Annotated in this window: 15 protein-coding genes and 1 pseudogene; 3 read left to right on the top strand and 13 right to left on the bottom strand. The window is 66.2% G+C overall.

The genetic code is table 11. The features are described from left to right. Positions 1-5 precede the first annotated feature (5 nt). From CTP10_RS36125 to CTP10_RS36110, 4 genes are all read right to left on the bottom strand, one after another. Positions 6-491 (bottom strand): helix-turn-helix domain-containing protein, encoded by a 486-nt coding sequence (locus CTP10_RS36125; protein ID WP_233528368.1) that lies wholly within the window; start codon positions 489-491, stop codon positions 6-8. Positions 492-669: 178 nt separating this feature from the next. Next, positions 670-1020: a cupin domain-containing protein gene (locus CTP10_RS36120; protein ID WP_116322808.1), complete on the bottom strand. Its 351-nt coding sequence runs from the start codon at positions 1018-1020 to the stop codon at positions 670-672. A gap of 69 nt (positions 1021-1089) precedes the next feature. Continuing rightward, a complete protein-coding gene (locus CTP10_RS36115) occupies positions 1090-1791 on the bottom strand; it encodes an HAD-IA family hydrolase (protein WP_116322807.1) in 702 nt (233 codons plus the stop codon). A gap of 108 nt (positions 1792-1899) precedes the next feature. Continuing rightward, positions 1900-3519, bottom strand: a complete 1620-nt coding sequence (locus CTP10_RS36110) for an ABC transporter substrate-binding protein (protein WP_116322806.1) — start codon at positions 3517-3519, stop codon at positions 1900-1902. Positions 3520-3719: 200 nt separating this feature from the next. Between CTP10_RS36110 and CTP10_RS36105 the strand changes: the two genes are divergently transcribed. Beyond that, positions 3720-4661 (top strand): LysR family transcriptional regulator, encoded by a 942-nt coding sequence (locus CTP10_RS36105; protein WP_116322805.1) that lies wholly within the window; start codon positions 3720-3722, stop codon positions 4659-4661. A gap of 407 nt (positions 4662-5068) precedes the next feature. Here the strand turns inward: CTP10_RS36105 and CTP10_RS41475 are convergent, their stop codons facing one another. Next, positions 5069-5308, bottom strand: a complete 240-nt coding sequence (locus CTP10_RS41475; protein ID WP_442875252.1) for a hypothetical protein — start codon at positions 5306-5308, stop codon at positions 5069-5071. Between CTP10_RS41475 and CTP10_RS36095 the strand changes: the two are divergent. Further along, positions 5291-5490, top strand: a pseudogene (locus CTP10_RS36095) (hypothetical protein); the annotation flags it as partial. The gene CTP10_RS41475 and the pseudogene CTP10_RS36095 sit on opposite strands and share 18 nt — an antisense overlap. Positions 5491-5930: 440 nt before the next feature. Here the strand turns inward: CTP10_RS36095 and CTP10_RS36090 are convergent. The 7 genes from CTP10_RS36090 to CTP10_RS36060 form a co-directional block, all read right to left on the bottom strand. Beyond that, positions 5931-7100, bottom strand: coding sequence for an iron-containing alcohol dehydrogenase (locus tag CTP10_RS36090; protein ID WP_116322804.1), 1170 nt, complete (start codon positions 7098-7100; stop codon positions 5931-5933). 55 nt (positions 7101-7155) lie between these two features. After that, complete coding sequence (locus CTP10_RS36085; protein WP_199414707.1) at positions 7156-8754, bottom strand: acyl-CoA synthetase; 1599 nt, start codon at positions 8752-8754, stop codon at positions 7156-7158. Between the two features lie 62 nt (positions 8755-8816). Then, positions 8817-9995: a CaiB/BaiF CoA transferase family protein gene (locus CTP10_RS36080; protein ID WP_116322803.1), complete on the bottom strand. Its 1179-nt coding sequence runs from the start codon at positions 9993-9995 to the stop codon at positions 8817-8819. A 19-nt stretch (positions 9996-10014) separates the two neighbouring features. Then, the gene (locus CTP10_RS36075; protein ID WP_116322802.1) at positions 10015-10788 is read right to left on the bottom strand and encodes an SDR family NAD(P)-dependent oxidoreductase; all 774 of its coding nucleotides are present in this window, start codon (positions 10786-10788) and stop codon (positions 10015-10017) included. After that, the gene (locus CTP10_RS36070) at positions 10788-11960 is read right to left on the bottom strand and encodes an acyl-CoA dehydrogenase family protein (protein ID WP_116322801.1); all 1173 of its coding nucleotides are present in this window, start codon (positions 11958-11960) and stop codon (positions 10788-10790) included. The genes CTP10_RS36075 and CTP10_RS36070 overlap by 1 nt, the downstream gene beginning before the upstream one ends. Positions 11961-11997: 37 nt before the next feature. Further along, positions 11998-13107, bottom strand: coding sequence for a phosphotransferase family protein (locus CTP10_RS36065; RefSeq protein ID WP_199414706.1), 1110 nt, complete (start codon positions 13105-13107; stop codon positions 11998-12000). Positions 13108-13111: 4 nt separating this feature from the next. Beyond that, complete coding sequence (locus CTP10_RS36060) at positions 13112-14359, bottom strand: ABC transporter substrate-binding protein (RefSeq protein ID WP_116322800.1); 1248 nt, start codon at positions 14357-14359, stop codon at positions 13112-13114. Between the two features lie 196 nt (positions 14360-14555). Between CTP10_RS36060 and CTP10_RS36055 the strand changes: the two genes are divergently transcribed. Next, on the top strand, positions 14556-15311 hold the full coding sequence (locus tag CTP10_RS36055) for a FadR/GntR family transcriptional regulator (protein ID WP_199414705.1): 756 nt from the start codon (positions 14556-14558) through the stop codon (positions 15309-15311). A gap of 12 nt (positions 15312-15323) precedes the next feature. On the opposite strand, the gene CTP10_RS36050 is transcribed toward CTP10_RS36055, so the two are convergent. Further along, positions 15324-16229, bottom strand: a complete 906-nt coding sequence (locus tag CTP10_RS36050; protein WP_116322850.1) for a LysR family transcriptional regulator — start codon at positions 16227-16229, stop codon at positions 15324-15326. Positions 16230-16282: the final 53 nt, after the last annotated feature.

Raw genomic sequence — 16282 nt, 5'->3', positions numbered from 1 at the left:
GCTCGTCAATGAATGGGGGCTGAGGCAGGAAGCGAAGCGCCACTCGGGCTCTGCAATTGCCGCGGGGTCAGCCCGCAGGCATTCTTCAGGCAGAGTGCAAGATGGCTTTGATCGTAGAAGCCGCACGCCTGTGCCGTGTCGGCAGGGGAGCAACCCCGTTTGAGCATGGTGCGCGCGCGTTCCAGCCGGGCGCCGCTGATGTATCGATGCGGCGGCATCCCGAGCGCCTGGCGAAACAGCGTGACGAAGCGGCTGACGCTGAGCCGGCAAAGCTTTGCCAGCTGCTCCAGCTTCAGGCGCTCGTCCAGATGCTGGTGAATGTACGTCAGCGCTGCTGCCACACGCGGATAGCTTGCGTGAGTGGGCAGGATTTCGACAGCGGTTTGTGGGGCGCATGCTGTGGCTTTCATGACCACCAGCATACGAGTAACCGCGCCGCGCTTCTCGCTGATGTTGCTGCGCCTTTCCGCATTGAATTGCAAAATGGGCATGGGCAAAAGCAGATCGTGTTGTGAATTATGAGGCACCTCAAACTGTGCCCCTCAAGGGCTCATTCAGATCGTCCCGAAGGGGGATCAGCGCGTAAGGACGCAGTCCCGAAGGCGACAGATTGAGACGTCGCATCGATCGCAGCATTGGATGAGCGTCCGCCCGCGTTTCGCGCGGCCCTTACTTCAGGATCACGAAGACCTTGCGCATTGGCTCCTGGATCTCCCAGGTGCCGGTCGTGTTGGCGGGGAAGAACAGCGTGTCGCCTGCCTTGATGCGCATCGGCTCGCCGCCGGTCGGCGTGAATATGCAGGCGCCTGCCAGGATATGCATGACCTCGGCTTCCGGCACCTGCCGCTCGTAGGATCCGGCAGTGCATTCCCACAGGCCGGTGCGGTTCTCGCCCGCGCCTTCGAGCGCGACTCGCAGGCTGCTGGTGCGGCAGGGCGGCTGGCTTAGCGGGCGACCGACCGGGCCATCGTCGGTCAGCTTGTTGCATTGCGCGGCATTCGGGATGATCGTGATGGGCATTTTCAATACGCAAGGACGAAGGGCGCACACCGCGATATCGCGGTGTGCGCCCAGGGGGTAGGGAGGGACTTACTGGTTGGCCTCGACAGCGTCGGCGAGCTGCGTCAGCGAATGGAAGTGATAGCTCGGCTCGGTCAGCTCGGGTACTTCCATGGTGCCGCCGAAGCCGGGCTGCGCGTGGCGGCGCTCGATCCAGCACGTCTTCAGGCCGAGCGCGTCTGCCACGCCGATGTCGTGGTACTGGCTCTGCGCCACGTGCAGGTTGTCTTCCTGCTTGAAGCCCCATTTGGCGTCATAGCGGCCGCGGGCATAGGCGAAGTACTGCGGATCAGGCTTTTCGGTCAGTGCATCGTCGGCGGTGTTGCTGTCGTCGAACGGAAAGTCCAGCGTCTTCTCGAAGTGCGACAGCGCCCAGCGCTGCGAGTTGGTCATCGCGACGAGCTTGAAATGTTTGCGCAGGCGCTTCAGCGCATCCACGGAATCGGGGAATGCCTTCCAGTGCACCACCGAGTCGCGCAGCCCTTGTGCGAGGGCGTCGGAATCGGGCAAGTCCAGGCTTTTCGCCATCAGGTGCCAGCAACGCTCCAGGTCATCGGGGTACCACATTGTCTTGTCTTCGGCCCGCGCCCGGCGGTAGGCGGCGAGGAATTCCTCGTCCGTGATCTTGCTGTCCGGCACGACGCGACGGAAGTAGTCGAGCATGCCACCTTCAAAGTCGATCAGCGTACCGACCACATCGAACGTCAGTACCTTGAAGTCTTGCAGTGCCATCAGATGCCTCTCTCGGAAAAATGAAGCGAAAAAAAGCGAAAGGAGTCCCCGGCCGCAACGGCGTGCGGCCGTGGTGGAAAGAAAAACTGGATCTTCCAGCGGGCGGGCTCAGCCTTCGAGCCAGACGTTCTCCGCGAACGAGTAGCCCATCATGCCGCCCAGCGGAATCGACGAGAGCCCCTTGAGCTTCTTGCTATGGCCGTCGATGGTGGCGACGAACAGCGGAATGCCGATACCCGAACCCTCGTGGATCATCACCTGCATGTCGGCGTACATCTGCTTGCGCTTTGCCATATCTGTTTCGGCGCGCGCCGCGGATAGCAACTGGTCGAACTTTGGATCCTTCCAGCGCGATTCGTTCCAGGTCGCGTCCGACTTGAAGAACTGCGTGAGGATGGTGTCCGCGTTTGGACGCGGCACGATGGAGCCGAAACCCACCGGGCTTTGCAGCCAATGATTCGACCAGAAGCCATCGGCCGGCATGCGCTTGATATCGAGATTGAGACCGGCCTGCCGTGCGGACTGCTGCAGTACCTGTGCGATATCCACCGAATACATGGCCGCCGGCGAGGCCACCACGGGGATCGGGGTGCTGCCCAGATTGGCCTTCTTCAGGTGGAACTTCGCCTTCTCGGGGTCGTACTGGCGTTGCGGCAACCCCGGAGAATAGAAGCGGTTGGTCGGATCGATCGGCTGGTCGTTGCCGGTCAGTGCATAGCCGAGCGCGATGGATTTTTTCATCAGCTCGCGATCCTGCAGCAGCTTCATGCCCATCACGAAGTCCGGGTTGGTTCCCGGACCCGTGTCCTTGCGCATGATCAGGTCGGTGTACTGGCCCGATTGCGTGACGAACACGGTATGGCCTGGCGAACCCTTGATGCGGGCAACGGAACGCGGATTGACGGTCGTGACCAGGTCGAGGTCGCCGGATAGCAGCGCGTTGACGCGCGCACCCTCGTCGCCGATGCCGACGAACTCGATCTCGTCCAGATACGGCTTGCCGGACTTCCAGTAGTTCTCATTGCGCGTCACCACCGAGCGCACGCCCGGCTTGAACTCCTTGAGCTTGAAGGGGCCGGTGCCGATTCCCGCGTTGAAGTCGGTGGTGCCGCTCTTGACGATATGGAAGTGGAATGTTCCCAGAATGACCGGCAGGTCGGCGTTCGGCGCGGACAGCACCACGGTTACCTCGTTCGGGCCGGAGGCCGAAACGCTGTCGATCTGGTCGGCCAGCACCTTGGCCTTGGAAGCGGTGGCAGGGTCCTTGTGGCGCATCAGGGAGAATGCCACGTCGGCTGGCGTCAGGGGTTTGCCGTCGTGAAAGGTGACGCCCTTGCGCAGCGTGAAGACCCAGGTCTTCGCATCCCTGGACGTGAACGACTCGGCCAGCGCCGGCTGGGGCGCGAGCGTTGCGTCAAGCGACGTCAGGCCGTTGTACAGCATGTTGCACCGACAATAGTCGACCTTGTTCGACTGCTTGGCCGGGTCCAGCGTATCGCCCGCGCCAGCATTGTCGCCGGCCACCCGGATCCGGCCGCCGCGGCGCGGCGTCTGTGCATGCGCCGAAACCGCCATGCCGGCCAGGCCTCCGGCCAGCGCTAGCTGCATGCCCCCGGCCGCAAACATGGCGAGCACGTCACGGCGGGTAAAGCCCCGCCGCAGTCCGTCCATGATGCGCGTGCTCTCTGCTGGGCCGATGAGGTTGTCAAGCTGGGTGCGGTCGTTCATGGCAGAAGGTTCCCTGGTGGCGTCGTCGCGTATGACAAGACTGCGTCTATGTAATAGGATCGGGCGCAGGACGAAACCGGCTTGGGTGACGTCCAGACAGCTCGCTTAGTGCAAAAATCCCTGTAACACGCCCAAAGTTTAGGAACACGGGGGACACGCGGGCAACTTCCCAATTGTTGGGTCAGGCATAATCTGAGGTTATGGCCAATTTCCGTCGCAAGCTGCCTAGCGCCAATGCACTATTCGTCTTCGAGGCCGCCGGGCGCTGCGGGAGCCTCACCAAGGCGGCTGCGGAGCTGTATGTCAGCCAGCCCGCGGTGAGCCGCATGCTGGCCCGCATGGAAGAGCGCATGGGCGTGCGCTTGTTCAACCGGGTGCGCGGCGGCGTCGAGCTGACCGATGACGGCCGCCTGCTGCATCAAGCCATTACCGCCGGGTTCAATACCATCGAGGCGTCAATCAGCGAGATCGAGGCGCGGGCGACCGGCATGGAGACAATCACCCTGTCGGTGTCGACCGCGTTCACGACGCACTGGATGATGCCGCGCATGGAGAAGCTGCGGCGGGACTTTCCCAATGTCGACCTGCGCTTCCAGCTGATTTCCGGCAAGGTGGGCGGTTCGATGCACGATGTGGACCTGGGTATCCGCTTTTTTACCGGCAACGAGAGGCCCGACGCGGGTGCGCTGCTGATGCCGGAGATCATCCTGCCGGTCTGCACGCCGGGCTACCGCGACAAGCCGGTGCACGGCAGCGACATCATCATCAACCTGACCGACAGCTTCCGAGACTGGCCGAATCTGTTTCCAGGCCTGCGCCAGCGGGAGCTCGATCTGTACAGCCTGAACTTCTCGGACTATTCGATCGTCATCCAGACTGCGATGCTGGGCCAGGGCATCGCACCGGGCTGGCTCAATGTCGTCTCGCACTGGCTGCGGCTGGGCACACTAGTGCCTGCAATCAGGCAAACGCATGTCACAGAGCGGCGCTGCTATCTGGTCCAGCAGCCCACTGGCACGCCGCGGCCGACAGTGGCGAAGCTGCGTGACTGGATTCTCGAGGAAACCTTCAGGGATCTGGAGGAGATCGACCGGATGTATCCGGAAATGGAGCTGCTAAATCTGGCCTCGGGACGAGGGTAGAGATCCTTGGTACGGTCGGGGTGCGACGAGGGCTTTGGAAGCCCGCAAAGCCCGCTAATCGGGCCAGCTTCTTGGTAGCGCAATTCCGTGCGAAGCGCGCAGCGGTAGCGCGCAAGCTCGGCTCGATCAGTTCATCGGTGCCAGCCACCAGCGCTCGATGCCCCTGGGCCTCGTGCCGGCAGAAGAACGCGCCCATGGTGGTGCCCGTCAGTGCTGACGCGCGCAAGCCGCCCAGATAGAGCACCGTCAGCACCCAGCGGCAGCGGGCCGCGTGCAGCCTTTCCCGGCCCGTCTCGGTCGGCATTGCTGCGACGGTGTCCTTGACCGTCTCCCACAGGTCATGGCTCAGATAGCGGGCAATGCGCGCCTGGGTGGAGGCGCGCCGGCGGCGGGCGAGGGCGAGCGGATTAACGCGGGTAGCCCGCCTCGGTCGACCACGCGAACATCGCGTTCAGGATCTCCATCGCCTGGCGCACGTGCCAGGCGGCGATGGCGTGGCGGCATGTTCGGGGAATCCCCCCAGTGGCGAACCTGCGCACGGTTCGTTGGTCGATTGAAAGCTCGCGCGCGATCGCCCAGTCATCGATGCCGACGACCCGCGGTCGTGGTTTGCGCTTGCGCCGCCCGACAGCAAGCTGATCGAACAAGGTTTTGGCTGGGTCAAGACGGTCGGACGCATGCGTCAGGTGATGGTGCGTGGACTGAAGCGAGTCGACCAGATTTTGTCCTGAGCATGGCCGCCTACACCCTTGTATACATGCATTTGCTGGGACAGGCGGAAGTAACTTTACAACGACGCTGGATCTTGGCAGCGTCCTCCAACCAATAAGGTATCAGGTCACGCGCCGGGCCGACGGTCACGCATCGTTCGCACGGATGCCTGAACAAGCGATACCTTTCATCGTGCCGCCCCTGTGTAGCACCATCGCCCGCTCGTACAGCGCCAGCCGCGTGGCTGATCGCTCAGGCGCTGCGATAAGCGTGAGTGGGTTGCGGCACAAGGTTATGCCACCGACCTTCACTTGCTGCGCGGCTTCCGATTCCCGCTATGGTCGGACAAAAAATGCTTGCGACTTGCTTGGCTGCTAGCGGCGCTTTCGACCGTCTCGCAGTAGGCAACCCACCGGCCCATGGCGACAATCTCGGTCGATGGGTGCGCACGCATGGAATCGCCTACGTTCGTCAACACCTCCGCGCCAGCGCACCTTCGTCACACAAAGTGCGGAAGACCAGCGATTACGAAAGTTCACGCGTGGGGACATTGTCGCCTCACCACGCCGACTGCAAAATATCGACCACCTGCTGCGCGCGGTCGATGCGGCGCGGGTTGGCGCGAACCCATTGGTTCTCCAGCGCCAGCCGTGCCAGGGTTTCGAACTGCGCTGGCCCGATGTCGAGCTCCCGCAGCCGCGTCGGCAAGCCCAGGTCATGGATCAGCGCGGACACCAGGCCAGCCGCGTCGGCTCCCTCATGTCCCAGCGCGCGCGCCACCGCGCGTTGCGCGGGTGCCGTCACCCCGAGGTTGTAGCGCATCACCGCCGGCAGCAGCACGCACGAGGTGATGCCGTGCGGAACGCCGAGGGCGCCACCCAGCACGTGCCCGATGCCATGGCTGGCGCCGTAGCGCACGCGGTTGACGCCGCTGGCGCAGAGCCAGACGCCAAGCTGGCAGTCCAGGCGTGCCGCATGGTCCGCCGGATCTTCCCGGTGCCGGCGCAAGGCGGCAGCCAGTAGTGCCAGTCCGTGCAGGCAGGTGGCGTCCGTCATGGCTTGCGCATCGACCGAGCAGACCGATTCCACCGCATGGTCGATCGCACGGATGCCGGTGGACAGCCAGAGCTGCGATGGCGTATGCACCGTGATTGCCGGATCCAGGATCACGCTGGCTGGCCCGATGCCATTCGCGGTGACATGATGCTTGCTGCCGCTGACGGGGTCGGTGCAGCCGGCCAGGTCGCTGAACTCCGCCGCCGACAGCGTGGTTGGCACCGCGATCTGCCGGCACGGCGGCGCAGGGATCTGTGGCACCTGCGGCCGCCCGGCGGCATCGACCCGCACGCGAATGGCATCCATGGCGGCGGCCGTGCGCACGTCCTGCGCCAGGCAAGCCAGCGCGACTTTGACGGTATCGATGGCGGTACCGCCGCCGATGGTGACGACCAGGTCGGGGCGCACCTCGCGCATCGCGCTGGCCAAGGCCATCACGGCGTCGCGCGGCACGTGCTCGACGCAGGCATCGAACAGGCCGACCAGCTTGTCGCGGACGCCAGCGATGGCGCCGCTCACTGCGCTGGTGGTGCGGTTCAGGGTGCGGCTGCTGACCACGAACACGCGCGTGGCGCCGCGCTGGCTGGCTTCCTCAGCCAGCACTTGCGCGGCGGGACGGCCAAAATGCACGCGTTCAAGCGGCAGGTAGCGATAGGTTCCGACTGGCATCATGACTCCGTATAGCGGGGGTTTTTCATGCGGGATGGCTTGGCCCACCGTGCGCAGCCTACTCGCGCTCACGCAGCAGGCGCCGCATCAGCTTGCCGCTGGCGGTCTTGGGCAGGGCGTCGACAAAGGCGATCGCGCGGGGATATTTGTAGGGTGCCGTGACCTGCTTGACATGGTCCTGCAGCGCGCGCGCCAGCGCATCGTCCGGCGTGAAGCCCGGCCGCAGTGTGACGAAGGCCTTGACGATCTCGCCGCGCTCCGCGTCCGGGCTGCCGACCACCGCGCACTCCAGCACCGCCGGATGCTCGATCAGCGCGTTCTCCACCTCCATCGGGCCGATGCGGTAGCCGGCCGAGCTGATGATGTCGTCGCTGCGGCCGTCGTAGTACAGGTAGCCGTCGGTATCGGCATGCGCGAGGTCGCCGGTGAGGAAATATTCGGTGCCTTTGTGCTGTGCTTGGGTCGTGGCGGTCAGCGCAGCATCGTTCCAGTAGCCAAGCATCACTTGCGGATGCGGCAGTCGCAGCGCGAGCTGGCCACTGGCGCCGGGTGGCAGCGGACGCCCCTGCTCATCCAGGATCGCCAGCACCGAGCCCGGCAGCGGCAGTCCCATCGAGCCGGCACGCGTGGGTACCCCGGGTGGATTCACCACTGTCATCAACGTTTCGGTCTGGCCGTAGCCTTCGCGCAGTTCCACGCCGGTGGCCTCGCGCCAGCGGCGCACCACTTCCGGGTTGACCGCCTCGCCCGCGGACACGGCCAGGCGCAACCGTCTCAGGTCGTAATCGGCGAAGCGCGCGTTGACGAGGTGGCGGAATTCCGTCGCGGCGCCGCAGAACACGGTGACGCCGTGGCGCGCGATCAGCGCCAGCCGCTCGGCCGGATCGAACGGGCCGTTGTAGAACAGCACGGCGGTACCCGCGGACCACGGCCCGAACAAGATGCTGGTGCCGGCCTTGCTCCAGCCAGTATCGGCAGTGCACCACATTAGGTCGTCGGCGCGCAGGCCCTGCCAGTGGCAGGCGGATACGCGCCAGCTGTAGAGAGCGCGCGTGGCGTGCAGCACGCCTTTGGGGTTGCCGGTGGAGCCGGAGGTGTAGTAGAGGATCGCCGGCTCGTCCGGCGCCAGGTCGGCGCAGGCGAACTCGTCGCTGCAGGCGGCCAGCGCCGCGTCGAAGTCGAGCCAGTCGGGCGCGCCACCCACGGCGATGCGGGTGCCGATGCCATGGATGCCATCGAACTTGCCGACGCTGTCGCGATGCGCGATCACGGCGGTCGCGCCGGCATGGCCGATGCGGTAGCCGACGTCCTTGGCCGTCAGCATCTCGATGCAGGGGATCGGCACCGCGCCCAGCTTGAGGCAAGCAACCATCGCGATCTGCCAGTGCGCAATGCGCGGCAGCATGACGATCACGCGGTCGCCGCGGCGCACGCCCGCGCCTGCCAGCAGGTTGGCGCAGCGGTTCGTCAGCGTGCGCATGTCGCCAAAGGTGTAGCGGCGCTCGGCGCCGGTGTGGTCGCACCACAGCAAGGCGAGTTTGTCGGGCTGCAGCCGTGCGTGCGCGTCCACCACGTCGCGGCCGAAATTGAAGCTTGCTGGCAGGGACCAGCGGAAGCGCTCGTATATGTCGGCGTAGGCCGTCATCGGGTCGGGCATTTCTTGTCTCCTGCGGCGCTGCGATGGCGCCGCCTGCATTGGCATCGGGTAAAGGTTCGGCGCTAGATCACGGCACGTTCGCGCAGGTGCGCGATCTCGTCGGCGGTATAGCCGAGTCCGGCAAGCACGGATTCATTGTGCTCGCCCAGCCGCGGCGGCGGCAGCCGCATGCTGCCAGGCGACGCGGAGAACTTGATCGGGAAGCCGAGCTGCGGGATGCGTCCTTCGACCGGGTGGTCCAGATGCTGCAGCATGCCCCGATGACGCAGCTGCGGGTCGTCGAAGGCCTCGGCCATGGCGTTGACGGGGCTGGCCGGAATATCCGACCCCGCCAGACGCTCCACCCACGTATCGCGTGGCTCGGCACCAAATACCGAGGTCAGGACAGCCTTCTGCAGCAGGGCGTCCTCGCCAGTCGGCCATTGCATCGGCTTGAAGTCCGGGCGGGCGATGAGGTCGCAGAAGCGGTGCCAGAAGTGCGCCTCGATAATCCCGAGCGACAGGTGACGGTCATCGGCGCAGCGGTAGACGTTGTAGCAGGGCGCCTGGCCGATGAACGGCCGCTCGCCCCCGCGTGGCTCCACGCCTCCGAACAGGTAGTCCGCCGCGTGATAGCACAGCCAACTCACCAGGCCGTCGGTCATGGCGATATCGACGAACTGGCCGCGGCCGCTGGCACCGCGCGCCGCCAGCGCGGTCAGGATGCCGACCGCCGCCATCAGCGAGCCGCCGCCGACGTCGGCGATCGACAGCCCCGGCACCATCGGCCCCGTTTCGGGCGTGCCGAACAGCTGCAGCGCACCGGTGAGCGCCATGTAGTTGAGGTCGTGCCCGGCCGCCTGCGCGCGCGGACCGTCCTGGCCGTAGCCGGAGATCGCGCAATACACCAGGCGCGGATTGTCTGCGGCCAGCACATCGTAATGCAGCCCCAGGCGCTCCATCACGCCGGGGCGGAAGCCTTCCACCACGACGTCGGCCTCGCGCGCGAGCCGCAGGAACACCTCCTTGCCCTCGGGCGCCTTCAAATCAAGCGTCAGGCTGCGCTTGTTGCGGTTGAGCAGCAGGAACGACCCGGATTCCTGCTTGTGGATCGGGGCGAACTGGCGGTTATAGTCGCCTTGCCCGGGTTGCTCGATCTTGAGCACGTCGGCGCCGTAGTCGGCAAGCAGCTGCGTGCAGAACGCACCGGGCAGCAGGCGGGTCAGGTCCAGAATCTTCAGTCCTTCCAGCGCGGAGGTCATGGCGGTCTCGCAGGAGTTATCAGGTGGCGGTCCAGCCGCCGTCCACCAGCAGGCTGTGGCCGGTGACGTACGCGGCGGCGGGCGACGCCAGGAACACCGCGGCACCCGGCACGTCGGCCAGGCTGCCGAACCGGCCCATCGGGATCCGCGACAGCAGCTTCGCGCCGATATGCGGATGCGTGACCACACCAGCGGTCAGGTCGGTATGCACGAAGCCGTAGGCTATGGCGTTGACGCGGATGCCTTGCTCGGCCCAGTCGTGGGCCAGCGCCTTGGTCAGTTGCTCCACGCCGCCCTTGGAAGCCACATAAGGCACCTGCCGCTTCAGCCCGATATGCCCGGCGATGGAACTGATATTGATGATCGCGCCCTCGCGGCGCGGCAGCATGGCGGCGCCCAACTCCCGGCAGCAGCGATAGACGCCAGTCAGGTTGACATCCAGGATCTGGTGCCATTCCGACGCGGTGGTGCGCTCCATCGAAGCATAGTGCGGATCGATGCCGGCATTGTTGACGAGGATGTCGATCTGCCCGAAGCGGTCGAGCACGGCGTCGCGCAGGCGCCGGATGTCGTCGTCGATGGCCACGTCGGCGGTGACCGCCAGCGCCTGGCCGCCGTGGCTGGCGATGGTGTCGGTCACGTCGGCCAGCTTGCCGGCGGTGCGACCGCAAACCGCCACGGCGGCGCCGTGTGCCGCGAGTGCTTGCGCGATCGCGCGGCCGATGCCGCGGCCGCCGCCGGTCACCACGGCAACCTTGCCGCGCAGGTCGAACAGCGTTGCATAGTTGGTCATCACACCCCCTCCGTACGCAGCACGCGGCGCGCAATGGCCCAGCGATGAACTTCGGATGGGCCGTCGTAGATGCGGAACGCGCGCGCCTCGCGGAAGATCTGCTCGACCACCGTGTCGCGCGTCACGCCCAGCCCGCCCAGTATTTGCATGCAGCGGTCCGCCACGCGGAAGATCGCCTCGGCGCAGAACACCTTGGCCATGCTGGACTCGTGCCGCGCATGCAGCCCCTGGTCGAGCAGCCACGCCGTATGCCAGATCGACAAGCGGCATAGGTGCATGTCGATCTCGTTGTCGGCGAGCATGAAGCCGACGCCTTCATGCTCGCCAATCGGCTTGCCGAACGCGTGCCGTTCACGTGCATGCGCGGTGGCGATGTCGTGCGCGCGGCGTGCGGCGCCGAGCCAGCGCATGCAGTGCGTGAGGCGCGCGGGCGCCAGCCGTACCTGCGCATAGCGCAGGCCCTGGCCGACTTCGCCGAGCACCTGGTCGGGTCCTACGCGGCAACCCTCAAAGAACACCTCGGCATGCCCGCCGGCAAAGCTCTGGTCGATGCTGTCGATGATGCGGCCGATGCGGATGCCCGGAACGCGCATGTCGGTCAGGAACATGGTCGGCCCGCCGCCCTCGCCAGGCACGCGTGCCATCACGATGGCAAAGCCAGCACCATCGGCACCGGTGATCAGCCATTTGTGGCCATGGATCACGTAGCCATCGCCGTCGCGCTGGGCCGTGGTTTGCAGCAGCTCGGGATCGGAACCGGCGCCGGGATGCGGCTCCGTCATGCAGAAGCAGGAGCGGATCTCCGCTGCCGCCAGCGGGCGCAGCCAGCGCGCCTTCTGTGCGGGCGTGGCCACGGCTTCCAGCAGGTGCATATTGCCTTCGTCGGGTGCGGCGCAATGCAGCGCCAGCGGCCCGAGCAGCGAATAGCCGGCTTCCTCGAACACGACCGCGCGGCCGAGATGCGACAGCCCCAGGCCGCCCCATTGCTCGCCAACGTGAGGCGCCAGCAGCTCCGCCTTCCGCGCGCGGTCGTTGAGTGCCACGCGCAGCGCCTCGGTGGGGCCATGCGCGCCGCGGCCGGCATCCGCCTCAAGCGGCAGGATCTCGTCGCGGATAAACGCCGCGGTGCGCTGGCGCAGCGCCTGCAGCGGCTCGGGTAAGGTGAAATCCATCTGGCTTGTCTCCGTATTGCGGATGTGCTTGTCCGCCTTAGCTCGCGCGTCCGCGCGCGATGTCGTGCGTGAAATCCAGGATCGAACGGCCGATGTGACCGAAGCGGGCATAACGGGGCTCGGTGGTGGCGCCTGCGAGAAAGCGCGCATGCAACTGCAGGAAGACCACGCCCAGTTTGAACATCGCCAGCACGCGATGGAACGGCAGGTCCGACAGGTCGCAGCCGGTGCCGCGGCGATAGGCTTCGGCGACCTGCGCGCGCGACGGGAAGCCCGGCGCGGTGGTCGGCATCTGCCGAAGTTCGCGCACGGCGTCGGGGTCGCCCGGCTCGGTCCAGTAGCTGAGCAGCGTGGCCAGGTCGAACAGCGGGTGGCCACGCGTGGCCATGTCCCAGTCCAGCACGGCGCGCGGGCGCAGGGTCGCGGGATCGAGCACGATGTTGTCGAGCTTGAAGTCGCAGTGCAGCAGCGTCGCCCTGGCGTCCGGCGGGCAATGCGTGCGCAGCCACTGCGACAGCTCGCGCACGGCGATGCCAGGCGCCGCGCCGTCGAGGGCTTCGGCGCGGCGCGTCCAGCCATCGATCGCGCGGGAAAGGAAGCCCTCGGGTTTGCCAAGGTGATCCAGGCCGACCTCGGCGGCGTCGGTGCCGTGCAGCTGCACCAGCAGGTCGACCAGCGTGCGGGCAAGCCGCGGCCCGGCGACGCGGCTGTCCAGCCACGGCGGCAGGTCGGCGCCGATGGTCAGGCCCGGCCGGTACTCCATCACCAGGAAGTGGGCGCCCAGGACATCGGGATCGACGCAGTACAACAGGCTGCGCGGCGCCTGTGGGAAGCGCAGCCACAGCCGGCTGCTGAGCACGCGATGCTCGCGCGCCATGTCGTTGGCGCCGGGTGGCAGCGGGCCGGGCGGCGGGCGCCGCAGCACGCACGGCTGCCCGTCCAGGCGGATCAGGTAGTTGAGGTTCGCCAGGCCGCCGGCAAACTGCCTTGGCATCTCCGACAGGTCCAGCTCATGGCCGAGCCCCGCGAGATACCGGCGCAGCCGGGCCCAGTCGAGCGGCACGGTCTGGCCGCGCGGACGGAAGCCGGGCAGTTCCGCATCCGCTTGCGGGTGTGGACGCGGCGCGGCGGGGAGGATCGTCGCCACGGCCTTACTCCTTGCGCGCGCCGGCGCAGGTCGACCTGGCGAGCGGCAGGAACGCCTGGTCGCCGGGGATTACCTGCCGCACGTGGTAGTAGTCCCACGGATACTTCGACTCGGCGGGCGTCTTCACCTGCAGCAGGTACATGTCGTGCACCATGCGTCCGTCTTCGCGCAGCTTGCCGTTGCGCGCGAACATGTCGGCGACGGGAAGCTCGCGCATCTTTTTCACCACGGTCATCGAATCGTCGCTGCCGGCGGCCTGCACCGACTTCAGGTAGTGCAGCACCGCGGAGTAGACGCCGGCCTGCGCCATCGTCGGCATGCGCTTCTGCACCGCATGGAAGCGCTTGGACCAGGCGCGCGTCTGCTCGTCCAGATCCCAGTAGAAGCCTTCCGTCAGGAACATGCCCTGCGCTTTGTCGAGGCCAAGGCTGTGTACGTCGGTAATGAACATCAGCGTCGCCGCCATGGTCTGCTTGCGCGTGATGCCGAAGTCTGCCGCCTGCTTGATGGTGTTGGTGGTGTCATTGCCGGCATTGGCCAGCGCGATCACCTTGGCCTTGGAGGCCTGCGCGGCCAGCAGGTAGGACGAAAAGTCCGAGCCCGGGAACGGGTGCGTCGAGCGCCCGACGACCTTGCCGCCGCCGGCGATAACCACCTCGGATGCGTCCTTCTCCAGCGCGCGGCCGCCGGCGTAGTCGGCGGTGATGAAGTACCAGCTGTCGCCGCCGCGCTTGAGCACGGCCCGGGCGGTGCCGGTCGCGAGCGCGTAGGTGTCATAGGTCCAGTGCAGTGCCGTGGGCGTGCAGTCCTCGTTGGTGATGCGGGTCGAGGCGCCGCTGGACACGATCACTAGCCGCTGCTTTTCCCTGGCCAGCTTGACCGCGGCAAGCGATGCCGAGGACGCGGGCAAGTCGACGATCATGTCGACCTTGTCTTCGTCGAACCACGCGCGCGCCTTGGTCGACGCGATGTCAGGCTTGTTCTGGTGGTCGGCCGAAACCAGGCGGATCGCGAATGATGGCTTGGCGCTGGCCTTGAAGTCTTCCACCGCCATTTTCGCGGCCAGCACGGAGCCTGAACCGGACAGGTCGGAGTAGATCCCCGACAAGTCGGTGAGGACGCCGATGCGCACCTCGTTCTCGGAAATGAGAGGTGGGGTGGCGGGTGGCGTGGCGGACTTTTGCGCCAGCGCGGGCGGCAGAGCGAGCGCCAGCGCCCACGCCACCGCTGTGGTGAGTGGTTTGCGTTGCATTTGTCTCCTCTCCTGGCCGGTGAAGCGGCCGGTGGGTGTGGACCGAACGTCTGTCGGTTTGTCTGACAATCAGAATAGCAGCCACTTTTTCGTTGTCAAGGGCTGGTGAGGTTTGACAGCGGAGAAGTGATTGAATAGTCTGATGGTCAGACAATGAGACCAGCCGGTGCACGCCGGCCCAGATAAGGAAACCGCGTTGGAAGCCGCATTCGAAAAGATCCGCACCGTCCCGGCCTACCGGGTGCTAGCCGAGGCCATGATCGAACGCATCCTCGACGGCCGCCTGCGCGAAGGCGATCCGCTGCCGACTGAAGCGAAGTTGTGCGAGATGTTCGGCGTCAACCGGTCCACGGTGCGCGAAGGCATCCGCGTGCTGGAGGAAGCCAACCTGGTGCGCCGCGAGCATGCCAAGAAAATGGTCGTGACGCGGCCCTCAGAAGCCGAGGTCGGCAAGCAACTGGAGCGCGCACTGGTGCTGCACGAGATCGTCTTCGACGAGCTATGGCAGGCCATGTCGGTGCTGGAGCCGCCGATGGCACGCCTGGCCGCGGCGCGCGCGACGCCCGAAGCGCTGGAGCGGCTCGACGACAACCTGCGCAGGACCGAGCTCGCGTTGAAGGCAGGCGAGAGCCTGGTGGAACTGGATATCGAGTTCCACGGCATCGTCGCCGGCATGAGCGGCAATCGCGCGCTGGTGCTGGCCCGCGAACCGCTCAGCCGGCTTTTCTATCCGGCATTCGCCGCCGTGATGACGCGCGTGCCAGTGGCGGGCAAGCGGCTGCTGGAGGCGCATAAGACCATCGTTGCCGCGATCCGCGCCGGCGATGAGGATGGCGCCGAAGCCTGGATGGAGAAACACGTGCAGGATTTCCGGCGCGGCTACCAGGCCGCCAAGCTCGACCTGCAGTCGCCGGTGGCTTCTCCGCACCGCGCGGCGGCGCGCGCGGAGTGATGCCGCCGGGCGCTACCGCGCCCAGGGCTGCGCCGCCATCCGTTCGGTCAAGGTATCGCAGAAGACCTTGACGCGCGGGCTGAGATGCTTGCGGTTGGGGTAGACCAGGTAAAGCGGCTCCTTGGCCGGATCCTGGTAAGACTCCAGCACTGGCACCAGGCGGCCGGCGCGCAGATCCACGCCGATATGGAACTCGGCCAGCCGTACGATGCCGAAGCCGCCGAGCGCGAGGTCGCGCGCGATCTCGCCCTGCGTGGTGTCGACAACGCTGGCCGGCCGCACGCCGTAGGTCGTGCCGTCCATGGCTCGGAACGGCCACACGTTCCATTCACTGACAAAGCTGAAGCCGACGCAGGTGTGCTGCTGCAGATCGTCTGGCGTCTCCGGCGTGCCATGCCGCGCCAGGTAGGCGGGCGCGGCGCAGACGATCCACCGGCTCGACGCGATCTTGCGCGCCACGCGCGATGAGCTGGGCAGGGCGCCGCTATGGATGGCGATATCGACGCCTTTGTCGAAGGCGTCTTCATACTGCGGCGCAATATGGAATTCCACCGACAGTCCCGGGTGTGCTTGCAGGAATTGCGGCAGCCACGGCACGATCTGGTGCCGCGCGAAGGTCAGCATGGTGTGGATGCGGATCCTGCCGTGCAGCGCTTCGCCAAGCGCTTCGCCGTGCGCTTCGGCATCGGCCATCGCTTCCACCACCCTCTCGGCGCTGGGCAGATAGCGCTGTCCCTCTTCGGTCAACGCCACCGTGCGACCCTGGCGCACGAACAGGCGCACGCCGAGCCGCGTCTCCAGTCGCGCCACCAGCTTGCTGACCGCCGACGGCGTGAGGTCGAGATTGCGCGCGGCCGCGGAAAAGCTGCGGCTGCGTGCCGACTGCAGGAATGCGACGAGCTCTGAGTATCTGTCCACGGTCCTGTTGCCCCTGCCTGCATCCATCTGGTAATCCGCAATTGTCGATGCAC

Source organism: Cupriavidus sp. P-10 (assembly GCF_003402535.2).
GTDB lineage: Bacteria > Pseudomonadota > Gammaproteobacteria > Burkholderiales > Burkholderiaceae > Cupriavidus.
The sequence above is the reverse complement of the archived record's forward strand: the minus strand, read 5'-3'. Positions and strand labels throughout refer to the sequence as shown.

Coding starts and splice junctions, on each gene's coding strand:
- CTP10_RS36060 (WP_116322800.1), bottom strand. CDS start 14,359: ATGCAACGCAAACCACTCACCACAGCGGTGGCGTGGGCGCTGGCGCTC.
- CTP10_RS36120 (WP_116322808.1), bottom strand. CDS start 1,020: ATGCCCATCACGATCATCCCGAATGCCGCGCAATGCAACAAGCTGACC.
- CTP10_RS36125 (WP_233528368.1), bottom strand. CDS start 491: ATGCCCATTTTGCAATTCAATGCGGAAAGGCGCAGCAACATCAGCGAG.
- CTP10_RS36110 (WP_116322806.1), bottom strand. CDS start 3,519: ATGAACGACCGCACCCAGCTTGACAACCTCATCGGCCCAGCAGAGAGC.
- CTP10_RS36090 (WP_116322804.1), bottom strand. CDS start 7,100: ATGATGCCAGTCGGAACCTATCGCTACCTGCCGCTTGAACGCGTGCAT.
- CTP10_RS36105 (WP_116322805.1), top strand. CDS start 3,720: ATGGCCAATTTCCGTCGCAAGCTGCCTAGCGCCAATGCACTATTCGTC.
- CTP10_RS36070 (WP_116322801.1), bottom strand. CDS start 11,960: ATGGATTTCACCTTACCCGAGCCGCTGCAGGCGCTGCGCCAGCGCACC.
- CTP10_RS36080 (WP_116322803.1), bottom strand. CDS start 9,995: ATGACCTCCGCGCTGGAAGGACTGAAGATTCTGGACCTGACCCGCCTG.
- CTP10_RS36075 (WP_116322802.1), bottom strand. CDS start 10,788: ATGACCAACTATGCAACGCTGTTCGACCTGCGCGGCAAGGTTGCCGTG.
- CTP10_RS36115 (WP_116322807.1), bottom strand. CDS start 1,791: ATGGCACTGCAAGACTTCAAGGTACTGACGTTCGATGTGGTCGGTACG.
- CTP10_RS36085 (WP_199414707.1), bottom strand. CDS start 8,754: ATGCCCGACCCGATGACGGCCTACGCCGACATATACGAGCGCTTCCGC.